At 40.1% G+C, this 24,031-nt stretch carries 18 protein-coding genes, 2 tRNA genes and 3 rRNA genes; 5 read left to right on the top strand and 18 right to left on the bottom strand.

Annotation, left to right across the window (positions count from 1 at the left end; all coding sequences use genetic code 11):
- Window positions 1–4 precede the first annotated feature (4 nt).
- The 12 genes from zupT to G8E00_RS00170 form a co-directional block, all read right to left on the bottom strand.
- Complete coding sequence (zupT, locus tag G8E00_RS00225) at window positions 5–814, bottom strand: zinc transporter ZupT (protein WP_166226336.1); 810 nt, start codon at window positions 812–814, stop codon at window positions 5–7.
- A gap of 92 nt (window positions 815–906) precedes the next feature.
- Window positions 907–1,020 carry a methionine/alanine import family NSS transporter small subunit gene (locus G8E00_RS00220; protein ID WP_166012949.1) on the bottom strand — a complete coding sequence of 38 codons (114 nt, stop codon included), beginning with the start codon at window positions 1,018–1,020 and terminating at the stop codon, window positions 907–909.
- Window positions 1,021–1,030: 10 nt separating this feature from the next.
- A complete protein-coding gene (locus G8E00_RS00215) occupies window positions 1,031–2,509 on the bottom strand; it encodes a sodium-dependent transporter (RefSeq protein WP_166221203.1) in 1,479 nt (492 codons plus the stop codon).
- Window positions 2,510–2,836: 327 nt separating this feature from the next.
- The gene (locus tag G8E00_RS00210) at window positions 2,837–3,421 is read right to left on the bottom strand and encodes a DUF1287 domain-containing protein (protein ID WP_196781994.1); all 585 of its coding nucleotides are present in this window, start codon (window positions 3,419–3,421) and stop codon (window positions 2,837–2,839) included.
- 91 nt (window positions 3,422–3,512) lie between these two features.
- The gene (locus G8E00_RS00205; protein ID WP_166221201.1) at window positions 3,513–4,961 is read right to left on the bottom strand and encodes an aldehyde dehydrogenase family protein; all 1,449 of its coding nucleotides are present in this window, start codon (window positions 4,959–4,961) and stop codon (window positions 3,513–3,515) included.
- 438 nt (window positions 4,962–5,399) lie between these two features.
- Window positions 5,400–6,122 carry an AAA family ATPase gene (locus G8E00_RS00200; protein WP_166221199.1) on the bottom strand — a complete coding sequence of 241 codons (723 nt, stop codon included), beginning with the start codon at window positions 6,120–6,122 and terminating at the stop codon, window positions 5,400–5,402.
- Between the two features lie 13 nt (window positions 6,123–6,135).
- Window positions 6,136–6,546, bottom strand: a complete 411-nt coding sequence (locus G8E00_RS00195) for a DUF2007 domain-containing protein (protein ID WP_166221197.1) — start codon at window positions 6,544–6,546, stop codon at window positions 6,136–6,138.
- 171 nt (window positions 6,547–6,717) lie between these two features.
- Window positions 6,718–6,832 (bottom strand): 5S ribosomal RNA (rrf, locus tag G8E00_RS00190).
- A 184-nt stretch (window positions 6,833–7,016) separates the two neighbouring features.
- Window positions 7,017–9,908, bottom strand: a 23S ribosomal RNA gene (locus G8E00_RS00185).
- 472 nt (window positions 9,909–10,380) lie between these two features.
- Window positions 10,381–10,456: transfer RNA gene (locus G8E00_RS00180), tRNA-Ala, on the bottom strand.
- A 74-nt stretch (window positions 10,457–10,530) separates the two neighbouring features.
- A tRNA-Ile gene (locus tag G8E00_RS00175) sits at window positions 10,531–10,607 on the bottom strand.
- 61 nt (window positions 10,608–10,668) lie between these two features.
- Window positions 10,669–12,206, bottom strand: a 16S ribosomal RNA gene (locus G8E00_RS00170).
- Together the 16S, 23S and 5S rRNA genes with 2 tRNA genes alongside form the textbook arrangement of a ribosomal RNA operon.
- Window positions 12,207–12,760: 554 nt before the next feature.
- On the opposite strand from G8E00_RS00170, the gene G8E00_RS00165 reads away from it, so the two are divergent.
- Window positions 12,761–13,687, top strand: coding sequence for a matrixin family metalloprotease (locus G8E00_RS00165; protein ID WP_166221195.1), 927 nt, complete (start codon window positions 12,761–12,763; stop codon window positions 13,685–13,687).
- Window positions 13,688–13,836: 149 nt separating this feature from the next.
- Window positions 13,837–14,211, top strand: a complete 375-nt coding sequence (locus G8E00_RS00160) for a hypothetical protein (RefSeq protein WP_166012851.1) — start codon at window positions 13,837–13,839, stop codon at window positions 14,209–14,211.
- Window positions 14,212–14,383: 172 nt separating this feature from the next.
- Here G8E00_RS00160 and G8E00_RS00155 read toward each other — a convergent pair whose 3' ends face one another.
- The 3 genes from G8E00_RS00155 to purE form a co-directional block, all read right to left on the bottom strand.
- On the bottom strand, window positions 14,384–15,676 hold the full coding sequence (locus G8E00_RS00155; RefSeq protein ID WP_166221193.1) for a lytic murein transglycosylase: 1,293 nt from the start codon (window positions 15,674–15,676) through the stop codon (window positions 14,384–14,386).
- A gap of 681 nt (window positions 15,677–16,357) precedes the next feature.
- Window positions 16,358–17,479: a 5-(carboxyamino)imidazole ribonucleotide synthase gene (locus tag G8E00_RS00150; RefSeq protein ID WP_166012849.1), complete on the bottom strand. Its 1,122-nt coding sequence runs from the start codon at window positions 17,477–17,479 to the stop codon at window positions 16,358–16,360.
- Between the two features lie 27 nt (window positions 17,480–17,506).
- Window positions 17,507–18,019: a 5-(carboxyamino)imidazole ribonucleotide mutase gene (gene purE, locus G8E00_RS00145; RefSeq protein WP_166221191.1), complete on the bottom strand. Its 513-nt coding sequence runs from the start codon at window positions 18,017–18,019 to the stop codon at window positions 17,507–17,509.
- Between the two features lie 283 nt (window positions 18,020–18,302).
- Here purE and G8E00_RS00140 point away from each other — a divergent pair, with 283 nt between their 5' ends.
- Window positions 18,303–19,613, top strand: a complete 1,311-nt coding sequence (locus tag G8E00_RS00140; protein WP_166221189.1) for a DUF2254 domain-containing protein — start codon at window positions 18,303–18,305, stop codon at window positions 19,611–19,613.
- Between the two features lie 49 nt (window positions 19,614–19,662).
- On the opposite strand, the gene G8E00_RS00135 is transcribed toward G8E00_RS00140, so the two are convergent.
- Complete coding sequence (locus tag G8E00_RS00135) at window positions 19,663–20,001, bottom strand: DMT family protein (RefSeq protein WP_166221187.1); 339 nt, start codon at window positions 19,999–20,001, stop codon at window positions 19,663–19,665.
- Between the two features lie 254 nt (window positions 20,002–20,255).
- Here G8E00_RS00135 and mpl point away from each other — a divergent pair, with 254 nt between their 5' ends.
- The gene (gene mpl / locus G8E00_RS00130; protein WP_166221185.1) at window positions 20,256–21,620 is read left to right on the top strand and encodes a UDP-N-acetylmuramate:L-alanyl-gamma-D-glutamyl-meso-diaminopimelate ligase; all 1,365 of its coding nucleotides are present in this window, start codon (window positions 20,256–20,258) and stop codon (window positions 21,618–21,620) included.
- A 61-nt stretch (window positions 21,621–21,681) separates the two neighbouring features.
- Here the strand turns inward: mpl and G8E00_RS00125 are convergent, their stop codons facing one another.
- Complete coding sequence (locus tag G8E00_RS00125; RefSeq protein WP_166221183.1) at window positions 21,682–21,966, bottom strand: GNAT family N-acetyltransferase; 285 nt, start codon at window positions 21,964–21,966, stop codon at window positions 21,682–21,684.
- Window positions 21,967–22,052: 86 nt separating this feature from the next.
- Window positions 22,053–22,340, bottom strand: coding sequence for a GNAT family N-acetyltransferase (locus G8E00_RS00120; protein WP_166012843.1), 288 nt, complete (start codon window positions 22,338–22,340; stop codon window positions 22,053–22,055).
- 193 nt (window positions 22,341–22,533) lie between these two features.
- Between G8E00_RS00120 and G8E00_RS00115 the strand changes: the two genes are divergently transcribed.
- Window positions 22,534–23,736: a sugar transporter gene (locus tag G8E00_RS00115; RefSeq protein WP_166221181.1), complete on the top strand. Its 1,203-nt coding sequence runs from the start codon at window positions 22,534–22,536 to the stop codon at window positions 23,734–23,736.
- The last annotated feature ends 295 nt before the right edge of the window (window positions 23,737–24,031 follow it).

The raw sequence follows: 24,031 nt of genomic DNA, 5'->3' as shown, positions 1-24,031 counted from the left end.
TCAATTAAACCGTGAATTTAAACATCACCAAACTACTGGCAAGAATGGCCATACCTGAAACTAAGCCATAAACCGTTTCATGCCCTTTGGCATAACGTTTTGCTGTCGGTAACAATTCATCGAGTGCCAAATACACCATCACTCCGCCGATGAGACCAAAGACAATACCAAATAAATTTGCACTCAAATAAGGTTGCAGAATGAAATACCCTAAAGCTGCACCAAAGGGCTCTGCTAAACCTGACACTAAACTCGCCAATATCGCGAACTTCTTACTTTGTGTTGCCATATATACAGGTAAAGCAATTGCGACACCTTCAGGAATATTATGAATTGCAATAGCCACAGCCAAAGGAGCACCTAACGTTGGGCTCGATAAAGTCGCAAAGAATGTAGCCAAACCTTCTGGTAAATTGTGTGCAGTAATGGCAAATAGAGTCATTAAACTGGTACGTAGCAATTGCTGATGATTCAAACCTGACGCTACATTCTTTTCTAACCGCTCATGGGGATTGGGGATAAAATGATCTAACAGTAAAACAAAGATCACACCCAATAGAAATGAAAATGTGCCATAGGCAAAGGCATGCTGTTCATTAAACGTTTCAGCAAAGGAAGAAATTGATTTATTTAAAATTTCTGTTAGGGAAACATAAACCATTGCCCCTGCTGAAAAAGCCAAACCGAAAGATAAGAGTCTCGCATTGGGTTGTTTAAAGAATAAAACTAAAGCACCGCCAATCACTGTTGCTAAACCTGCTAGTAAGGTTACTGCAAATGCAATTACAACATGATTTTCAAAAATATTGCCCATAGCAATGTTCAATTTCACAATAAGAAAGCCATTATCATAAATGATAATGACTTTCATTTACATATGTGAATTGATATTTATACGTGTTTTATTTATTCATCATCTAGACTTTCAGGGTGTTTTACCAAATGTAAAATCGCCATTAACAATCCGCCCCATAAAAATACGATTGAAATCACCATCATCACGATTGCTGAATTATTCATGTGTATACTCCTAGCGATCATTTAATTTAGAAAATAACAACGCACCTAAGGCACAGAAGATGATACTGCCCCATCCAAACCACATTTGTAATCCAAATGAGTAATCACCATAGCCTTTTTGCAGTAATGCGACCAAGGTCATCACGAGCGTCGACAATAAAACCACAGGGGTAATAATAGTCAGGGTAAATTCCCAAGTTCGACCCAGTTGAATGGTTGAAATACCATTAATATGCATTTCAAGTTCAGTCATTAATGAGCGCTTGAACCATGAAACCATAATAATTGAAATGAGTGCACCTGAGACAATCCCAATATTATTAATAAAGTGATCAATAATATCGACCAGTTTGATGGCATTGACAGTTGAGAACAGGAAAATTGAGACTAAGCCTGTTCCGCCACCAATAATGCTCACAGCTTTTACCCGACTCCACTTTAATTTGTCCTGCATCGCAGCAATAGGCACTTCGAGAATACTCACCATGGAGGTGATCCCTGCCACAAATAATGATGTGAAGAATAAAATTCCAAATAGATCTGCACCTGCACCTAAGCTTGAGATAATTTTTGGAAAAGCGATAAAAGCCAGACCAATACCACCACTCACAACATCTTGAACCGTTGTACCTGCACTATGCGCCATGAAGCCTAAAGCTGCAAATACACCAATACCCGCTAAAATTTCAAATGATGAATTGGCAAATCCAACAATAAAGCCTGCACCCGTTAAATTAGTTTTCGGTTTTAAATATGATGCATAAGTCACCATGATCCCAAAACCGACCGACAAACTAAAAAAGATATGTCCATAAGCTGCAAGCCAGACTTTATAGTCCATCATGGCTTTCCAATTCGGTGTAAAAAATGCATTTAAGCCATCAACCGCGCCAGGTAAACGCAGCGCTTGTATCACCAAAATGGTAAATAAAACGATCAGTAATGGCATAAATATTTTATTTGAAAGCTCTACGCCTTTTTTCACACCACCGAATAAGATCACCAGAATGACAGCCCAAACAGCAATAAGGGGCCAGAATAAGTGACCAATGAAGGTCATATCAAAATTTTCAGCAGAAGAATTTTGCAAATATTGCTTAATGAAAAAAGCTTCTGGGTCACTGCCCCACACTTGCCCGACGGAAAAATAAACGTAGCTTCCCGCCCAAGTCAGTACACCTGCGTAATACAATGCAATGATGATACAAACACAAACTTGCCACCAACCTAAGGCTTCTGCAGGTTTTAGCAATTGTTTATATGCTTTAGGAGGAGACCCTGTACTTCGATGCCCAACCGCATAATCTAAAAACAATAAAGGCAAACCAGCAGTCAATAATGCAATCAGATAAGGAATAAGAAAGGCACCACCACCATTTTCATAGGCCACATACGGGAAACGCCAAATATTTCCCAAGCCCACTGCAGACCCTATGGCTGCAATAATAAATCCCGATCTGGCAGACCAATTTTCACGTTTTTCTGTCATAGAACACCTTCAATTATCCTTATGTTCACTGCACTTTTTATTTTCGTTTTAGAATGCAAAGTACAGTGACATTCATCATGCTTACTGAGCAATATCAAAATCCTGCAATTTTTACACCATACAGCACCAGATAATTGTTCAACCATCCTTGGTAAAGCTGAATTTTGATCATAGCTTAATCTTGCAACAATACCGTTTTTCTCAGGCTTTTTCTGTAATTTATTTCAGGTCTTTGCAGAATATAATTCGGTCATTTTTTATTTTACAAAATAAAATTTTAACTCACTGTTTTTCTATTCAATTTATAATGCTTCGCATGTTTTTCACTTATTTGGCTTGATTGGTTAATCGATAATGACCAATGATTTTATAGTCATGCAAAATATCATTTTCCTGTGTACCTAAACCAATATTATGAATAATTAAAGGCGTTTTCGAAATTAAGGTCTTTTTGTCAGAAACAATTCCTATATGCACCAATCCTTTGCCCAGATCCCATGTCACGATATCCCCAGGCAAATAATTTTTTTCTTTCACCAGATAACCTTTGCGCTGAAAATAGGTCATGATGTTCGGCACACGACGATGATCGATATTTTTATCAGGACCTTTTAAGCTCCATTTTTGTGGGTATTTTTTAAAGTTTTGCTTCATGTCTTCATGAATGAGTTGCTGTAAATCTAAACCTTGATGACGTAATGCACGAACCACCACATCTGTGCATACGCCTTTAATGATTGGGACATCGCCCATCGGATATTTTAGTGAAGTGTAGGCAGGATCATAATATAAAGTCCGACCAATTTGTGAACGTGCATCAGTCACCAATTGCTCCGTTTTAAATGCCCAAGCTGAAAGGCTATAGGTTGCAATGCAGAGAATAAATGTGAGATTTAAAAATAATTTTTTCATGGTTATGCTCATTTTTATTTTTTTAAAGTATTAAACTTTCAATTGGACATGAAGAAGCCGAAGCTCCTTCATATTTTCATGGCGATTAGTTTTACTGTTTTATTACCAATAAACGTTCTTCTTGCATATCACGAATCGCAGACTGAATACCTTCTCGTCCTAGACCTGAATCCTTCACACCACCATAAGGCATGTTGTCTACACGGAAGCTTGGAATATCATTGATAATCACACCGCCAACATGCAAATGATCCCATGCATATAGCATTTTATTCAGATTTTGCGTATATATACCTGCTTGTAAACCGAAACGACTGGCATTGATCTTAGTAATCGCCTTTTCAAAGTCTTTGTATTTTTCAATCACTGCAACAGGGCCAAATGCTTCGTCTTTATAAATTTCAAGCTTTTCATCGACACCTTCTAATAGCGTTGGTTCAAATAAAACCCCTTTAAGCGTGCCACCAGCAAGCAGTTTTGCACCTTTTTTCTGGGCTTTATCAACCCATTTTTTTAAGCGTACTGCTTCAGCTTCTTTAATCATTGGACCCACTAAAGTGCTCGCTAAATTGGGATCTGCAGCACTGAGTTTTTTAATTTTTGTCAGCAAACGTTTTTTCAATTCTGTGTAAATGTCTGCATGTACCAAAATACGTTGTACGCTAATACAGACTTGTCCTGCATGCCCATATGCACCACCAATGATTCGATCGATCAATGCATCATTCATTTCGGTATCTGGTTCAATCATGACTGCTGCGTTGCCACCTAGTTCTAAGGTGACTTTTTTACGACCTGCTCGTGCTTTCATGTCCCAGCCGACCACATCAGACCCAGTAAAACTCAGCAATTTAAAACGATCATCTGTAACCAATACATCCGCTAGATCGCGTGGACAAGGCAGTATTGAAAATGCACCTTTTGGCAAATCTGTTTCTGCTAAAACTTCAGCAATTTTAAGTGCGGAAATAGGCGTTAAACTGGCTGGTTTCAAAACAAAAGGACAACCTGCTGCAATGGCGGGTGCAATTTTATGTGCAGTTAAATTCAGTGGAAAATTGAATGGACTGATTAAAGAAATAGCACCGATAGGTACATGTTTAATCATGCCTTGATAGGCCGAAGCGGCTTGTGTCACTGCCAATGGAATTAAACGCCCTGAATCTAATTGACTCACTGCATCCGCTGCAATTTGGAAAGTATTGATCAAACGCTCAACTTCAGCAGCTGCAGCTGTTCTCGGTTTACCACCTTCTATAATCAGTAAATCGGTTAGCTCTTCGCGCATTTCATTAAAACGTTTTACGCAATGTAATAATATTTTTTGCTTTTGAAAAGGTTTCAGTGCAGCCATTTCTTTTTCTGCTTTTACTGATGCTGAAATCGCTTTTTCTAGAATAACTTGATCTGCTAAAGCAACTTTGGCATAAACTTCACCAGAATATTTATGATGTACTTCTAACCATTGTCCAGAAGTTACAGCCTTATTTGCGACATATAAGGGAAATTCTAGAATCTCTTGTTGTGCTGAAGTTGCCATAAATGATCCTCGTGTTTTGGTCGATAGCGCTTTTCATCTACTTTATATCATGCACGTTGAAGACAGCAGATTAAAATGCTTTTTAAGTAACCAAACTTTCATTACTTTCTACAGTATAGAAAATCCTTGTATTTATCTGATTTAAAATCAGCTTTTAAAACAAATCACTACTGTTTCACATAATCATTCTTTTAAAATTTGTAGGCTTAAACGTACATGACAATGTGACTTTTACCTATAGTTCAGCAACCTTAAATTCTCTATTCTTACTTCATAGGAAACAGGGAGTTTCCTGAATACCCCCAAATGGAAAATGAAAATAAATAACAATATAAAAAGTAAATCAACAAGGTAAAACAGGATGTTCTACCGTACCACCAATACTAAAAAAGCCCTTACAGGATGTAAGGGCTTTTTTATATCAATTTATTCATCATTTTATTCTTCAAGTAATTGTTTAATTCGTTTTTCATAACAATTCAAAAAATCCTTGGTTATTCGATAATGATCTGTATCTTCATAACGCACTTCTTTCATACCCGTATCTGTAAATTGGTAAATCTTAGCCTCGGGATAGGCCAATAAAATGGGTGAATGCGTGGCAATAATCATCTGAGAATCATCTTCACAGAGTTGATGAATAGCAGATAAAGCCATCACTTGCATACTCGGAGACAATGCCGCTTCTGGTTCATCCATCAGATACAAACCTTTGCCCTTTAACTTAGAGGTTAATACTTTAATAAATGCTTCACCATGAGAGCGTTCGTGAATATTCCCCCCATATTCAACCAAATAATTCAGCGCATTCATATAAGTGCCAACATTGTAAAAACTTTCAGCTCTAAGAAAATAATAATCTTTCGGTTTTTTGAAACTTTTTATCAGCCTTAATGATTCATGTAAAGGCGATGCAGAACTGGCTGAATTTAGCATCACATTTAAAGTCCCTCCCTCTTCAGAGAAACCCAGTGCCAAAGCCAATGCCTCTAAAATTGTGGATTTTCCAGAGCCATTTTCACCAACGAAGAATGTAACTTTAGGATGAAATTCAATTTTTTCAATATCATTGACTGTCGGAATGTTATAAGGATAGATCGACCAATCTATGCTTTCAGCTGACTTGATTTGAATCGAGCGCACATAAGGTAAATGCTTCATTCATTCACTCGACTTATACATCATCACAATATGTGAAAAAATGACCGCAATTTTGACATAGATAGCCATGTTTATAATGATATAAAGGAAATCCCAATAGTGTAAAAACTAAAAAGGCAGCTCTTTTACCTTCTGTATAAGGCTCAATATTTAAACTCTGGCATTTTGGACACAAAGGATCTGTGAATTGAAGTTGTTCTTTTAAATCTTGGCTAAAATCGCTTTCCAATAAGAATATTGCATCATCAATATAGGATAAAGGCACTGCAATTCTGACCCCACCTAGTGCATTTGAATACATCCAGTTCATGTTAATGGTATGTTCATTTTCTATCTGAGATGGAATACCAACAGAATCTAGACGCGCTTTCGCAATCTGAGCTTCATATGGGAATGAATACGTTGCAACGACCCTCCATGACATAAGCAATTCCTCATGTTTTTTAGATTTTTAATGAGTTTCGCTTAAAGTCTAACCGAAATGAACCGCCATATTTTTTATAAAATGTAAGGGATTTAGATTGAAGCTTTAGACCTAACTTTCGCTCATAAAAAAATCCCCCTGTCCTTATGGTCAGGGGGATTTCGAATAATGAGCTGGCGATGACTTACTCTCACATGGCAAACGCCACACTACCATCAGCGCGAAGAGGTTTCACTTCTGAGTTCGGGAAGGGATCAGGTGGTTCACTCTTGCTATTGTCGCCAGCACAACTGTTTATGGATACTCGCTTAGTCTTACCTTTATGCTAAGTGTTTTTCCAAATGAGTGATTAACAGAGATACTTGAGTTTGTTTAATTCGTTCAGTTTAGCGGTTTATTTAACTAAATCAAGTTTGATCAGTTTGATTTCGAATCAATCGAGCTTTATACAACAACTGTTTGGGTGTTGTATAGTCAAGCCTCACGAGTAATTAGTATTGGTCAGCTTCACATATCACTATGCTTCCACATCCAACCTATCAACGTTGTAGTCTTCAACGGCTCTTTAGAGGACATATAGTCCTTGGGAAATCTTATCTTGAGGTAGGCTTCCCGCTTAGATGCTTTCAGCGGTTATCCCTTCCGAACATAGCTACCCGGCGATGCGACTGGCGTCACAACCGGTACACCAGAGGTTCGTCCACTCTGGTCCTCTCGTACTAGGAGCAGATCCTCTCAAATTTCCAACGCCCACGGTAGATAGGGACCGAACTGTCTCACGACGTTCTAAACCCAGCTCGCGTACCTCTTTAAATGGCGAACAGCCATACCCTTGGGACCTGCTTCAGCCCCAGGATGAGATGAGCCGACATCGAGGTGCCAAACACCGCCGTCGATATGAACTCTTGGGCGGTATCAGCCTGTTATCCCCAGAGTACCTTTTATCCGTTGAGCGATGGCCCTTCCATACAGAACCACCGGATCACTAAGACCTACTTTCGTACCTGCTCGACTTGTGGGTCTCGCAGTTAAGCGCGCTTTTGCCTTTATACTCTACGCGTGATTTCCGACCACGCTGAGCGCACCTTCGTACTCCTCCGTTACTCTTTAGGAGGAGACCGCCCCAGTCAAACTACCCACCAGACATGGTCCTCGCTCCAGATTATGGAGCAGAGTTAGAACCTCAATATTACCAGGGTGGTATTTCAAGATTGGCTCCATCGCAACTAGCGTCGCGACTTCAAAGCCTCCCACCTATCCTACACAAGTAAGATCAAAGTTCAATGTCAAGCTGCAGTAAAGGTTCACGGGGTCTTTCCGTCTAGCCGCGGGTACACCGCATCTTCACGGCGAATTCGATTTCACTGAGTCTCTGCTGGAGACAGCGCCCCCATCATTATGCCATTCGTGCAGGTCGGAACTTACCCGACAAGGAATTTCGCTACCTTAGGACCGTTATAGTTACGGCCGCCGTTTACTGGGGCTTCGATCAAGAGCTTCGCTTACGCTAACCCCATCAATTAACCTTCCAGCACCGGGCAGGCATCACACCCTATACGTCCACTTTCGTGTTTGCAGAGTGCTATGTTTTTAATAAACAGTTGCAGGGGCCTGGTTTCTGTGGCTGTCAATAGCTCATCCCGCAAGGGGAATCACCGTCGACAGCGTACCTTCTCCCGAAGTTACGGTACCATTTTGCCTAGTTCCTTCAGCAGAGTTCTCTCAAGCGCTTTGGTCTACTCGACCTGACCACCTGTGTCGGTTTCGGGTACGATTCCTGTGTAACTGAAGCTTAGAGACTTTTCCTGGAAGTATGGTATCAGCCACTTCGCTAATAAATTAGCTTGCTATCAGTTCTCAGCATAGAGTACCCCGGATTTGCCTAAGATACATGCCTACAACCTTTCACCTGGACAACCATCGCCAGGCTGACTTAACCTTCTCCGTCCTCTCATCGCATTACACAGAAGTATTGGAATATTAACCAATTTCCCATCGACTACGCCTTTCGGCCTCGCCTTAGGGGTCGACTCACCCAGCCCCGATTAACGTTGGACTGGAACCCTTGGTCTTTCAGCGAACGAGTTTTTCACTCGTTTTGTCGTTACTCACGTCAGCATTCGCACTTCTGATACCTCCAGCAGACTTCTCAATCCACCTTCATCGGCTTACAGAACGCTCCCCTACCACTTGCAATAAATTGCAAATCCGCAGCTTCGGCACATAGTTTTAGCCCCGTTACATCTTCCGCGCAGGCCGACTCGACTAGTGAGCTATTACGCTTTCTTTAAAGGGTGGCTGCTTCTAAGCCAACCTCCTAGCTGTCTATGCCTTCCCACATCGTTTCCCACTTAACTATGATTTTGGGGCCTTAGCTGGCGGTCTGGATTGTTTTCCTCTTGACTACGGACGTTAGCACCCGCAGTCTGTCTCCCGGATAGTACTCATTGGTATTCGGAGTTTGCATCGGTTTGGTAAGTCGGGATGACCCCCTAGCCGAAACAGTGCTCTACCCCCAATGGTATTCGTCCGAGGCGCTACCTAAATAGCTTTCGGGGAGAACCAGCTATCACCAGGCTTGATTAGCCTTTCACCCCTATCCACAAGTCATCCCCTGGCTTTTCAACGACAGTGGGTTCGGTCCTCCAGTTAGTGTTACCCAACCTTCAACCTGCTCATGGATAGATCGCCTGGTTTCGGGTCTACACCCAGCAACTAAACGCCCTATTAAGACTCGATTTCTCTACGGCTCCCCTATGCGGTTAACCTTGCTACTGAATGTAAGTCGCTGACCCATTATACAAAAGGTACGCAGTCACCGAACAAGTCGGCTCCCACTGCTTGTATGCATGCGGTTTCAGGATCTATTTCACTCCCCTCACAGGGGTTCTTTTCGCCTTTCCCTCACGGTACTGGTTCACTATCGGTCAGTCAGGAGTATTTAGCCTTGGAGGATGGTCCCCCCATATTCAGACAAGGTTTCACGTGCCTCGCCCTACTCGACATCATCATATCAGCCCTTTCGTGTACAGGACTATCACCTACTATGGTCGCACTTCCCAGAGCGTTCCACTAAAGCTGATATGACTTAATGGGCTTTTCCCCTTTCGCTCGCCGCTACTGAGGGAATCTCAATTGATTTCTTTTCCTAAGGGTACTGAGATGTTTCACTTCCCCTCGTTCGCCTCGTATGACTATGTATTCATCATACGATACCGACCTTATGATCGGTGGGTTTCCCCATTCAGAAATCTTCGGATCACAGGATATTTGCCGCCTCCCCGAAGCTTATCGCAGGCTATTACGTCTTTCATCGCCTCTGACTGCCAAGGCATCCACCACATGCACTTAATTACTTGACTATACAACCCCAAACAGTCGTTCATCCCTACAAGCAGGATAAGCAACAGATCAACCAATTTCTTAGTCAATCATACAGTTGGCGTCTGTGCACTTAAGCACTATACAGCTTCAATTAGATTCATATACCAAAACGCTTGATTCAGTTAATTTCGCTAGTTCTCATTCAATCACTTCAACTCCATAACTTGCGTTACTTCGTTTCCGCTTTTGTATGAGTTTGAACAAATTATTTCAACTCAAATATATTCTGTTAATGATTCACCACGTCTTCGTCAGATCGTGGTCAACTGTGATAAATCACAGAAGTTAACAAGACGCGCATATTACGCTAACTTCTTATTAAATTCTATAATCTACGACTTCGTTCGATTAAAGCCTGCGCAAAGCAGTACTTATATGATCAAACACTACGCGCAGCGTAGCTGCTTGTCTTGCGTTTCGACAAAGCGTTGCTTTGTTATTTCGAAACTCTGGTGGAGACTAGGAGAGTCGAACTCCTGACCTCCTGCGTGCAAAGCAGGCGCTCTACCAACTAAGCTAAGTCCCCAGCTTATCATCTATAGATTCGATATATCTTTACGCTCTGTTCGCCTCAGTACTTTCATACTGCGTTAGTCAGAATGGTGGGTCTGACAAGACTTGAACTTGTGACCCCACGCTTATCAAGCGTGTGCTCTAACCAACTGAGCTACAGACCCTCAGATACATCTTCATGAAGAACAACTTGTTGTGGATTCTTACCAATCGTCAATCTTTCGTTAAGGAGGTGATCCAGCCGCAGGTTCCCCTACGGCTACCTTGTTACGACTTCACCCCAGTCATCGGCCACACCGTGGTAAGCGTCCTCCTTACGGTTAGACTACCTACTTCTGGTGCAACAAACTCCCATGGTGTGACGGGCGGTGTGTACAAGGCCCGGGAACGTATTCACCGCGGCATTCTGATCCGCGATTACTAGCGATTCCGACTTCATGGAGTCGAGTTGCAGACTCCAATCCGGACTACGATCGGCTTTTTGAGATTAGCATCCTATCGCTAGGTAGCAACCCTTTGTACCGACCATTGTAGCACGTGTGTAGCCCTGGTCGTAAGGGCCATGATGACTTGACGTCGTCCCCGCCTTCCTCCAGTTTGTCACTGGCAGTATCCTTAAAGTTCCCGGCTTAACCCGCTGGCAAATAAGGAAAAGGGTTGCGCTCGTTGCGGGACTTAACCCAACATCTCACGACACGAGCTGACGACAGCCATGCAGCACCTGTATGTAAGCTCCCGAAGGCACCAATCCATCTCTGGAAAGTTCTTACTATGTCAAGACCAGGTAAGGTTCTTCGCGTTGCATCGAATTAAACCACATGCTCCACCGCTTGTGCGGGCCCCCGTCAATTCATTTGAGTTTTAGTCTTGCGACCGTACTCCCCAGGCGGTCTACTTATCGCGTTAGCTGCGCCACTAAAGCCTCAAAGGCCCCAACGGCTAGTAGACATCGTTTACGGCATGGACTACCAGGGTATCTAATCCTGTTTGCTCCCCATGCTTTCGTACCTCAGTGTCAGTATTAGGCCAGATGGCTGCCTTCGCCATCGGTATTCCTCCAGATCTCTACGCATTTCACCGCTACACCTGGAATTCTACCATCCTCTCCCATACTCTAGCCAACCAGTATCGAATGCAATTCCCAAGTTAAGCTCGGGGATTTCACATTTGACTTAATTGGCCACCTACGCACGCTTTACGCCCAGTAAATCCGATTAACGCTCGCACCCTCTGTATTACCGCGGCTGCTGGCACAGAGTTAGCCGGTGCTTATTCTGCGAGTAACGTCCACTATCTCAGAGTATTAATCCAAGTAGCCTCCTCCTCGCTTAAAGTGCTTTACAACCAAAAGGCCTTCTTCACACACGCGGCATGGCTGGATCAGGGTTCCCCCCATTGTCCAATATTCCCCACTGCTGCCTCCCGTAGGAGTCTGGGCCGTGTCTCAGTCCCAGTGTGGCGGATCATCCTCTCAGACCCGCTACAGATCGTCGCCTTGGTAGGCCTTTACCCCACCAACTAGCTAATCCGACTTAGGCTCATCTATTAGCGCAAGGTCCGAAGATCCCCTGCTTTCCCCCGTAGGGCGTATGCGGTATTAGCATCCCTTTCGAGATGTTGTCCCCCACTAATAGGCAGATTCCTAAGTATTACTCACCCGTCCGCCGCTAGGTTAGGTAGCAAGCTACCTTCCCCCGCTCGACTTGCATGTGTTAAGCCTGCCGCCAGCGTTCAATCTGAGCCATGATCAAACTCTTCAGTTTAATACTTCGTAGCGCCTTAAAGGGCGCCAATCTTGGCTCATCAATTTTCTGACATTAATTTCTCAAATAAACTTCGAGTAATTTCTACCATCAATCAATGAAAATAATTTCGATCAATCAACCAGTAAAAATCCACACAAGTTGTTCTTCATAATCTCTTAATGATCTTCTTAACACTTCGTCAGTATTAAGAGCTGGACTTCGATAAACTCAAACAACTCAGCACTTCGTGCTTCGTTCGTTTCCGTCTATCTCGTCGGTATGGGGTGCATTCTATACACTTTAAAAACTCTTGCAACCCCTTATTTCACTTAATTTCACTGCCTGTTGGTTTTTTATTCTATTTTTAATAAAAACTTTACTTTTCAATCATTATTTAGCCAAATTTCATAATGTTTTTTAAAATTAAATGTAGTTCATCAAATAAAACCACTCAAGTTCCACACCCTATTTTTTGAAATATTCAAATTTAAGCTTTAATCACTTGTATATATTGATCAAATTATTAGCAAGGTGCAGAATCTATGCATATTATTTACTGCTCAAATCATTGAATGAGTCATTTACGTTTTTCGACACTGTTCGTTTTGATCATATTTGTCGGTTATTTTGCTGTTCAACTCAAAATTTACCCGCAACTCAAATTCAATTCGCTTACTGATCGTATTCAACATCCTTTCGATTCACGTGTTCGTTATCGTATTGGAGAAATTGATCCTCGATTTAATCTTTCAAAATCTGAACTCATTACTCTTGCCCAGCAAGCAGCTGACATTTGGCATTTAGGTACTCATCAGCAATATTTTATTTATGATCCCAATGCGAAGCTTTCAATTAATCTTGTTTACGATGAAAGACAATCTGAATCCGAAGCTAGGCGCAACGAGTTAGAACAGATTGAACATTCAAAACAATCTATTAAAGAAGAAAGAGCGAAATTGGATGAATTAAGAGATCAGTTAGATTATTACCATCAAGAGATTGAAAGACTCAGAGTCAATTACACCACCAAGGTCGATACTTATAACCAATGGATCAATTCATTAAATCAACATAACCGAGCTTATAACCAAAACACAATGAATCAAATTGAATATGAAAAAGAGCAATTAAGAAGTGAACAAGCTCAAATTCAGGCACAAATTGACTTCTTTAATGAAAGAGTTGCTCAGCTCAATCAACAAGTTGACATGATTAATAGTATGAAAAATGAAATCAACCATGCTGTAGATCGTTTTAATACTCAATTCCAACCTAGACAATTTGACAAGGGTATCTTTAACGGTCGAGAGATTAATATTTATGAATTCAACTCAATCAATGATTTAAAACTCACATTGGCACATGAATTGGGGCATGCCTTAGGTATGCTGCATACCGATGATCCCTATTCTTTAATGTATCCAATGATGGAAAAACAGAATATAGATGATTTCTCTCTTCGTCCCGCAGATTTACAGCTTCTAAACAGTCGTAGATAAGCTTTCATACAAATTAAATTCGATTTAACTCAGTTATAACTAAAATTTTAATGAGTAATCATGTATCTTAAGCAATAGATAGACGCTAAAAATTTAATTTTTTCATCATCATGTTATTGTGATGTATAAGTAGATAAGAGGAGATCAAGGTGAGTTATTATCATATTATTCTAGAAGTAAATGATCATATCAGCACGATCGAACAAACGCGTGATATCGAAATTTTTGATATAGTTGAAATCCAACCTTATCTATTCTCTATCATTCAGCCTTTTTTTAACAAACAACTGATTGAGCTGGAAGATGAATACATCAAATATGAAGATATCCTTCATTTACAAGTCAAACAAACCCTACTTCCGATTCAAGATTTAATTACAGAAGAACAAAAACAGCTCCCAAGTGATACCGATATAACCATTACAGCGTATGAAATTTTTAATGATCGCGACTTAAGCCAAGATGTCACACACGTGATTTTTGACATTTTAGAAGCGGTGAAAATTGAACACGCTGAACCTTAATTAGAGTCATTAATCTTAAACTATCCTGTTATAGGTTTTATTACATAGGTTAAGACATCTTAGTTAAAGATAAATATAGATAAACAAAAGGTCTGCTTTAGCAGACCTTTTGGATTTTTTGAACAGATGTTCAAAATTGAATTTAAATCATCAGCATCCCAACGATTTGTCGTTATTGCATTAATTGTCTCGCATTATCTTGACGAAATGCTTGTAAGATTTTTTGACCTGCACGCCCTGTTGGACTTAAACCCAATCGGTTTTGTTCTTGGCGAATGGCTTGACGAGTTTTATCACCAATTAACCCATCTGCTTCACCAATATCATAACCACGCTTTAATAAGAAGTTTTGGATTTCACGACGTTCAGCTCGTGATGTGCCAGGGTCATCTGTCGGCCAAGCAGCTCTTATTGAACCCTGCCCTTGTAAACGGTCAGATAAATGAGCAATCGCCAATGCATAACTTTCAGCAGCATTGTAACTATATATAGCATCGAAATTTTTAAAGACTAAAAATTTGGGACCTGAAGCACCAGCTGGTGACATTAAACCTGCTTGAGACGTTTCAAATAACGCTCCTTGAATCAACGGTGAACCATCAGCACGTGTCAATCCTTGACTCACCCAATAACTCAGTGGTTTTTTATTACGGCGACTTTCGCCCTGTATGTACATTCCTTCAGGCACAACGACTTCAAATCCCCAAGGTTGACCTGTTTGCCAACCACGTTTTTTTAAGAAGTTTGCTGTCGAAGCCAAGGCATCTGTGGTACTTGAAACCAAATCTCGGCGTCCATCCCCATCAAAGTCAACAGCCAGTTCTTCATAAGTTGAAGGCATAAACTGAGTATGACCAAATGCACCCGCCCATGAGCCTTTTAATTGATCTTCGCGTAAATCGCCACGTTGTAAAATACGCATCGTGGCAAAGAATTCCCCACGGAAATAACTTTGACGACGCCCTTCGCAACTCAACGTACCTAAAGCCTGTAATAACGGATATTTTCCAGAAATGTCACCAAAATTACTTTCAACACCCCAAACCGCCACCACTGTTTCGACTGGAACACCATAGGATTGTGCAACACGGTTTAAAACCTCACTGTGTTGAGCCAATTTCTGGCGTCCTACATTGACTCGCTCATCATCCACTAATCCAGATAAATAATCCCAAATAGGCGTTGTAAATTCCGGTTGATAATTCAATTTTTCTATCACTGAATAATCTGGAACTAAATTTTGCGTATAGCGGTCAAATGTTGCAGCACTCACACCAGATGAAATTGCTTGTGAGCGTAAATTTGCGATACAACTTTGAAAATTGTTTTGTGATGAATCAGATTCACCTGCATACATTTGTGAACTAGAGTCCACAGATACAGATTTACCATTAATGATCAAATCTGCATAAGCCTGCGAGATTGACAAAAACAGCGTACCCAAAAAAATCGGCAAAAGGCGCATAACGTTCCATTTGTATTTTTAAATTCAAATTATGCTTTCAACATATCATTTTGGTGCAGAAAGAAAAGCATTGAAACGTAACTTTAAATTCATTCTCTTAAAATTTTAAATTTAAAACAGTTAAATTCATTTAGGGCGATTTAAATTTAAATACTTATCCACAGTATAGATATCCACAAGATGAGTAGCATTCAGTTTTAAATTCAAAAGAAATTTATTTTAAATTTAAATTAAGAACTTTAAATTCAAAACATGATTGTATTTGCATTTTCACATGTGGATAAGTTTAATCAATCACATAACTATGAATTTAAAACTTCAACTTTTAAATTCAAAACATCTAAAGTTTTAAATTTAAATTCATTGTTTTGAATTCATAAGTCGCTTTGTGATTTTTTTGAATTCATTCTGATGATTCACTTTAAATTCAAAGCTCAATATTTAAATTCATTTTCTTATTATTTGAATTTAAAAAATGAATCTTCTTGACAGAATTGCCAACCCCAATTGATTCATTTTTATACAATATATTTATACTCATTGATCATTTTAAATACAATTTATTTTTATATTGTTCCGATAAAAGGCGCTGACTTTTAAGGAGGCGCAATCATGCCTGAATGATTGCCAATAAAAAAGCGACCACTGTCGTGATCGCTTTAATAAACAACAACTTTAAGTTTAGATGGTTATATCTTGAGTCAATGACAATGGATTTGGAAGAATCAACGCCAGTTGACGGCATAAATGCGTTAATTGTGCTGAATCATTTGGCATTAACGTAATGTGACCAATCTTACGACCTTCACGCTCTGACTTATTATAAAGGTGTAAATGTGCACCCTCTAAAGCCAAAACATCTTCAGACTTCGGATATTGTCCAATAATGTTCACCATCACCGTTGGACGCACTACTTCTGTAGAACCTAAAGGTAAACCTGCCACAGCGCGAACGTGGTTTTCAAACTGCGAACACACAGCACCTTCAATAGACCAGTGTCCAGAGTTGTGGACGCGTGGTGCCATTTCATTGGCATATAAACCTTTCTCAGTGACGAATAGCTCTAAAGTTAATACACCAACATAGTTCAAATGATTGAGCAGGCGAGTGATGTAGTCTTGCGCCACAGGTTGTAAATCTGTGCTGTTTGGGGCAGGAACAATCGAATGCGATAAAATACCATTGTGATGATGATTCTCTGCCAATGGCCAAGTTTTTACATCACCATTTTGACCACGTACAGCAATGATTGATACTTCACGAGAGAAAGTCACAAAACTTTCGGCAATGAGTGAACCCGCAGGACCCAGTTCTTGCCATGCTTGCTCGATTTGATCTACTGAACGTAAAACGAATTGTCCCTTACCGTCATAACCGCCTGTCGCTGTTTTTAGAACGATTGGTAAACCCAAATCTTCTACAGCTTTTTTTAAGCTATCCAATGAATCAACAGCACTATACGGTGCTACTGGAATTTGTAATTCATCAAATAATGCTTTTTCAGATAAGCGATTTTGTGCAATAGCTAAAGCTTGACGTGGTGGATGCAAATCTTTTTGTTTGATAAGCACATCAACATCGGTCAACGGCGTGTTTTCAAACTCTAAACTGAAGACATCTGCACTTTCAATAAACTGTTGTAAACCATCATCTGCTTTGGTCGAAAAAACTTGACCCAATGCCGATGAAGGACAGTCTGTCGCTGCTTCAAAAAAAGTACATTGAATATTGAGGGGTAATGCCGCTTGCGCCATCATACGACCAAGCTGACCGCCACCAAAAATACCGATGGTTTTATTCATAATCTGTATCCCATTTCTAGCTTGGCGTTAGGGTTGACCTGGAATATTGTTGCTCGCAACTTTGTCAGTTTGCGCAGAACGGAAATCTGCAACATTTTTTGCAATGTCAGGACGTGTTAAACCTAAAATTTGTGCTGCCATAATCGCCGCATTGGTTGCACCAGCAGGACCAATCGCAAGTGTGCCAACTGCAATACCTGCAGGCATTTGTACAATTGAAAGCAATGAATCGACACCATTTAAAATGGATGACTTCACAGGAACACCAAGTACAGGTAAATCTGTTTTTGCTGCACACATACCTGGTAAATGCGCTGCGCCACCTGCACCTGCAATAATCACCTGAATACCTCGGTCACGCGCTTGTTCAGCATATTCAAATAAACGGTCTGGGGTACGGTGAGCAGAAACCACTTCCGCTTCAAATGGAACGCCAAGTTGTTTGAGCATATTGGCAGTGTGTTCTAGAGTCGCCCAGTCAGACTGAGAACCCATAATAATTCCAACGAGAGGAGTGTCTTGTGAAGCGGCCGCATTCATTGCAATGTTTCCAGAGATTAGTTAAGAGAGATAAATCTCGACTAGCGCCAAGCTTTAATAAGAGCCCTATATTATAGACTGATTTTGAGTTTGCCTAAAGTTAGTCGAGTTAATTAAAATTAAAATTATATTTTTGGAAATTAACAAGAATTACAAATTGTAATTTTGTTCAAATACTCTTATTTACAATAATCATGTAAGCTCAAGGCATTATAAAATGTAGCTTTAAGCCGTTTTTTCATCATTCATCAATCTTAAAATTTATATAATAAAGGGGATGATCATGTGGTTCAAATTAAAGATTTGGTTGAAGAATCCATCTGAAAACTTATGGCTAACACCAGCATTAGGTGCAATTTTTGCCACATTCTTTTCTTTATTCGCCACATTTAGTCGCTACTTTATTCCATCCAATGCTGTACCCAATATCAGTATAGAAACACTCAGCAGTTTATTAGACATCATTGCTTCCAGCATGCTGGCGGTAACAACATTTTCTTTGTCTATTATGGTCGCAGCGTTTGCCTCTGCATCATCAAGTGGGACACCACGTGCCTATAAACTCATGATGAGTGATGATAATACGCGGCTTGCCATCACCAGTTTTATTTCTGCTTTTATTTATGCGGTGATTGCTAAAATTGCACTGGGTTTACAATATTACGGGACGTCTGGTCGTTTTATTCTATTCGTTAGTACCATTCTGGTCCTGATTTATCTGATTTATACCTTAATTCGCTGGGTACACACGCTCTCAAAATTGGGGACACTAACCACCACGATTGATAAAATTGAACAGGCTGCATCTGAAGCTTTAATTGAATATCGTACTCAACCCAATTATGGTGCAACAGGTCAAAAACCATCAAAAACTCCAACTTTTGAGGTTTATAGCGCTAAAACTGGATATTTAACCCATTTCGATATTATTGGGTTAGAGGAACTTGCCAGCGCTCAAGATTTGCACTTTCATCTGAATGTTTCACCAGGCAAATTTTTAGATCCGCAAACACCCATCATTCTTGTCTATGCTCAAAATCATCTGACAAAAGAGGAACAGGACAGTCTACAACTCCAGATCACGAATAAGTTTATTATTGAAGCCAATCGGAGTTTTTTACAAGATCCAAGATTTGGGCTTTTGGTGATGAGCGAAGTCGGTCAAAAAGCGATGTCTTCCGCCATTAATGATGTAGGTTCTGGAATTAGTGCCATTAATGCTTTAACCCGTATTCTGATTGATAGCCAGCCTCACGCTGAGGTGAACAAACTAGATTATCCGCATATGAGTATGCATCAATTTGATATTAAAGAACTTATTTTTGGCTCGTTTGCACCGATGGCGCGAGACTGTGTCAACAATATTGAACTCAATGTTCGCATGTTGAAATCTTTAGCGATGATTCAGCAAAATGTGCCAGAACCTGAATTAAAGGTAGCGGCAGAGGAAATGGCGATTAATATTGTGAAACACTGTTTAACTCAATTTGAATTTGAACCAGATCGTGAAATCTTAATCGAAACCTTTAATGCGCAATTTCCTCACTCATCAATCGAGCAGGCGAATAGCATTCATCTCAATGACATAGATTAAACCCATTGTAAGGTTCTAAATTCTTAGGATAAAAACTTTAGTCATGATTTTATTGACTACGAAATACAAAAAATACACAGCCAAGTAAACAACAACCTGCCCATAAATAATCAAGTTTAAAGGGTTGTTTAAAGAGGAAAATCATAAAAGGTACAAAGACCAGTAACGTCACCACTTCTTGGCTAATTTTCATTTGCCCCATGGACCAACCATGCTGTGCCAAGAGTCGTGTTGCAGGAATCATAAAACTGTATTCCAGTAAGGCGATTGCCCAGCCAAATAAAATCGCTTGCCAAAGTGGGGCATCGTGTAAAAATTTCAGATGTCCATACCAAGCCAAAGTCATAAAACAGTTAGAAATAATGAGCAATAAAAACGGCAATGTCATAACAATTAATGAGCCATAAGTGATGGCATTTATTTTACGGTGCTTTTGAATTTTACGCTGTAAAATCGTTCAATAATTTCATCCCATCAATCACAATCAGAGCAGATAAAAATAGAATTGATTTTTCTCAGAATGTACAAGAAAAACTATCTTTTCCCTAAGAGCCTTGCTATCGTTGCTTTCAAATCGAATTAATCACGACAACACCACCAACAACAACGTGATGTGTCTATAAAGCTGTGGAGTAAGAACGCATGCATCTGCATATTTTGGGTATTTGTGGCACTTTTATGGGTTCACTGGCACTTTTAGCTCGTGACTTAGGTCATAAAGTGACAGGTTCGGATCAGAATGTTTATCCACCCATGTCGACCCAACTTGAAAGCGCAGGTATCACCTTAATGCAAGGTTACGACCGCAGCCATCTACAACCGCATCCAGATTTGGTCATCGTTGGCAATGCCATGAAACGTGGGATTGATGCCGTCGAATATATGCTCGATGAAGGTTTACCGTATATTTCAGGTCCTCAGTTTCTTGCAGATCACGTTTTACAAGGCAAACATGTTTTAGGCGTGGCGGGTACTCACGGTAAAACCACAACCACGACGATGTTGGCTTGGGTACTTGATCAAGCAGGCTTAGAACCAGGTTTTCTCATTGGCGGTGTACCTTTAGGTTTTAGTGAAAGTGCACGTTTAGGCGGTGGCAAGTACTTCTGTGTCGAAGCCGATGAATACGACTCTGCATTTTTCGACAAGCGTTCGAAGTTCGTACATTACCATCCGAAAACAGCCATTTTAAATAATCTTGAATTTGACCATGCCGATATCTTTGATGATTTGGCCGCTATTCAAAAACAGTTCCATCATTTAGTTCGTACTATTCCAAGTCAAGGTCGCATTATTGCGCCTATTTCAGAAACCAATATTGACGAAGTTTTAGAGATGGGCTGTTGGACACCCGTGGTTCGCACCAGTTTAGATGCCAACGATTCAGCTGAGGTTTATGCAGAGCAACTGTCTGCAGATGGCTCTCACTTTAAAGTGCTTCAACACGGCGTAGTCAAAGGTGAAGTCAAATGGAATATGACAGGGCAACATAGTGTAGCCAATGCATTGGCGACCATTGCTGCGGCAGAACATGTTGGTGTTTCAATTGAACAAGCATGTGAAGCGTTGTCTAATTTTGGTGGCGTGAAACGTCGTATGGAATTACTCGACACTGTACGTGGTATCGAAGTCTATGATGACTTTGCGCATCATCCGACAGCAATTGAAACCACACTTGATGGTGCACGTAAACGCTTAGGCGAACGTAAACTTTGGGCAATTATCGAACCTCGCTCAAACACGATGCGTATGGGCAGTCACAAAGATGGTTTAGCACATTCGGCTCGCTTAGCAGATCAAGTAATTTGGTATCAACCTGAAGGTTTAGATTGGGATTTACAACCTGTGATTGATGCTGCACCGAATAAAGCTGTTGTTGCTCGCTCACTGGATGACATTATTCAAACTGTGGCAAGTGAAGCAGGTGAGGGGGATGCAGTGGTAATCATGTCAAATGGTGGTTTTGGTGGCTTACATCAAAAACTCATTTCTGCATTAAAAGCATAAAGTTGAAACAGTAAAAAAGCCCGCAATGCGGGCTTTTTTATTCAAAACTAGTCACTCAATACTAACCAACAACATCCGCTAGACTTTTATCACGTTTAAAAATCAATTCAACATATGAACAAGTGCCAATAATCTTTAGATGCTTTTCACGTGCAAAAGCAACCAAGGCATCTAAAAGCTGACGCGCAACACCCTGACCACGTAAGGAATGATCGACCCATGTATGATTGGCAATAATTTGCTGATCATTGCTCCACACATAGCTGATTTCTGCAATACGCTCGCCTGATTCATTTAAAGAAAAAAACTCACCATTTTGACCATTGTCTTGATGTTGAAATTGCATAGATCATCCTTCATTTTTAAATAAGTTAAGACGAAGATTTTTACACGTCAGTATATTGATCGGGGCTGAATGTTCATAAAAACCAATTATTTAAACAATACATCATGAATAGATGTGTCTTTATCAAATACAGATTTTGCAAAAGGACATAAGGGTAAAATTTTAACCTTTTTCTGGCGAGCAAGGTCAACGGCTTGATCAAGCAAATGACGACCGACATGTTGACCACGTAAAGAATCATCTACCCAAGTATGATCAATAATAAATTTATCTGAACCTGCCCACGAATAAGTCATTTCAGCTAAATGTTGGTCTTCCTCACCAATATAAAATTCACCTTTTGATCCATTATCATGATGTTTAATTTCTAACATTTTATTTTTCCTTTAATTACGACTAGAACGAACATGCCATGATTTATTTTTCAGTATTGTTAATTTTTTTATCAATCAAGGATTAAAGTGATTTTTTTTACATTTAGTAATGAAATAGTCACTTTCAATGGAGAACTTAACATTGTCACTGATTCAGCCTAAACTTTATTGACCTTCTTCATGTTGTAACTTCATGTCCTTTGCTGAAATCGAAAATTCACCTCACTCAACCAAACAATGGATCAGTGTCATTAGTCTAGCTTTTGCTGCATTCATTTTTAATACCACCGAATTTATTCCGGTTGCGTTGCTCAGCGACATCGGTCAAAGCTTTGCAATGCCTGCGACTGATGTTGGAATCATGATCACCATTTATGCATGGGTTGTCGCCCCCATGTCATTGCCAATTATGCTCTTAACCAAGAACATTGAACGGCGCTTTTTGTTGATTGCATTATTTATTGTGTTCATTTTCAGTCATGTGTTGTCGTATTGGGCATGGGATTTTAATGTTCTTATTGCCAGTCGGATTGGTATTGCATTTTCACATGCATTGTTTTGGTCAATTACAGCTTCACTGGCTGTGCGTGTGGCTCCAAAAGGTAAAGAATTCCAAGCATTGGGTTTACTGGCCACGGGAACGGCGCTGGCAATGGTATTGGGCATTCCATTCGGGCGTATGATTGGTGAAATGTATGGATGGCGCAATACATTTGGTTTAATTGCCTTATGTGCTTTAGTCGTTTGTATTATTTTAGCCAGCGTGCTTCCCAAATTACCAAGCATCAATTCTGGGTCAATATCCAGTTTAAAGGACTTTACACGCCGTCCAAGTTTGATGATGGTCTTTGCATTAACAATTATAATCATTACAGCCCAATTCACAGCCTATAGCTATATCGAACCATTTTCCTTAAATATTGCACACTTTAGTTCAAGTCAAACTACGACCTTATTACTCATTTATGGTGGAGCAGGGCTTATTGGTTCATTTTTATTTGGCAAACTTGGGGCTAAATTTCCTAAGCTGTTTATTCCATTAAGTAGTCTGTTATTAGCCGCCTCCATGTTAATGATTTTACCACTGTCGAACTCAGTATTTCAGCTCACAGCAATCAGTTTATTTTGGGGAGCCAGTATCATTGTTTTTAGTTTAGCGCTTCAGTCTAAGACCTTGAATTTGGCTTCCGATGCAACCGATGTTGCCATGGCCATTTATTCAGGTTTATACAATGTGGGCATTGGTGGTGGAGCATTACTCGGCGGATATGTCAGCCTACATTTGGGCTTAAGTTATATCGGAATAGCAGGAGGATTATTGGCAATTCTGGGTACGATCCTTGCCATTATTCTGGTGCAGAGAAAAGATTTCCTTATCCACCAAAAAGGAGACTAGTTTATAAAGTTATACTAATCATTGAGCTGTTATTTACTTCAAATTTCCACTAATTAGTATGAAATTGAGCAATATTTTTTATAAAATATTAACAATGTGCTTATTTAAAGTTACATGAATGCCGTTATAATTTAGCCTCTGTTTTGATGTTACGGTTCTATCCAATGGATCTCTTAACAATTGCGATTATGATTCTACTCCTTATCGGTGTTGTAATTTTATGGTCAGTATATTCTGATTACCGAAAAAACCCATTTAAACATTGATCAATTATTCAATGTGTGGGATTATTAGC

This window comes from Acinetobacter shaoyimingii (genome assembly GCF_011578045.1).
GTDB classification, from domain to species: domain Bacteria; phylum Pseudomonadota; class Gammaproteobacteria; order Pseudomonadales; family Moraxellaceae; genus Acinetobacter; species Acinetobacter shaoyimingii.
The sequence above is the reverse complement of the archived record's forward strand: the minus strand, read 5'-3'. Positions and strand labels throughout refer to the sequence as shown.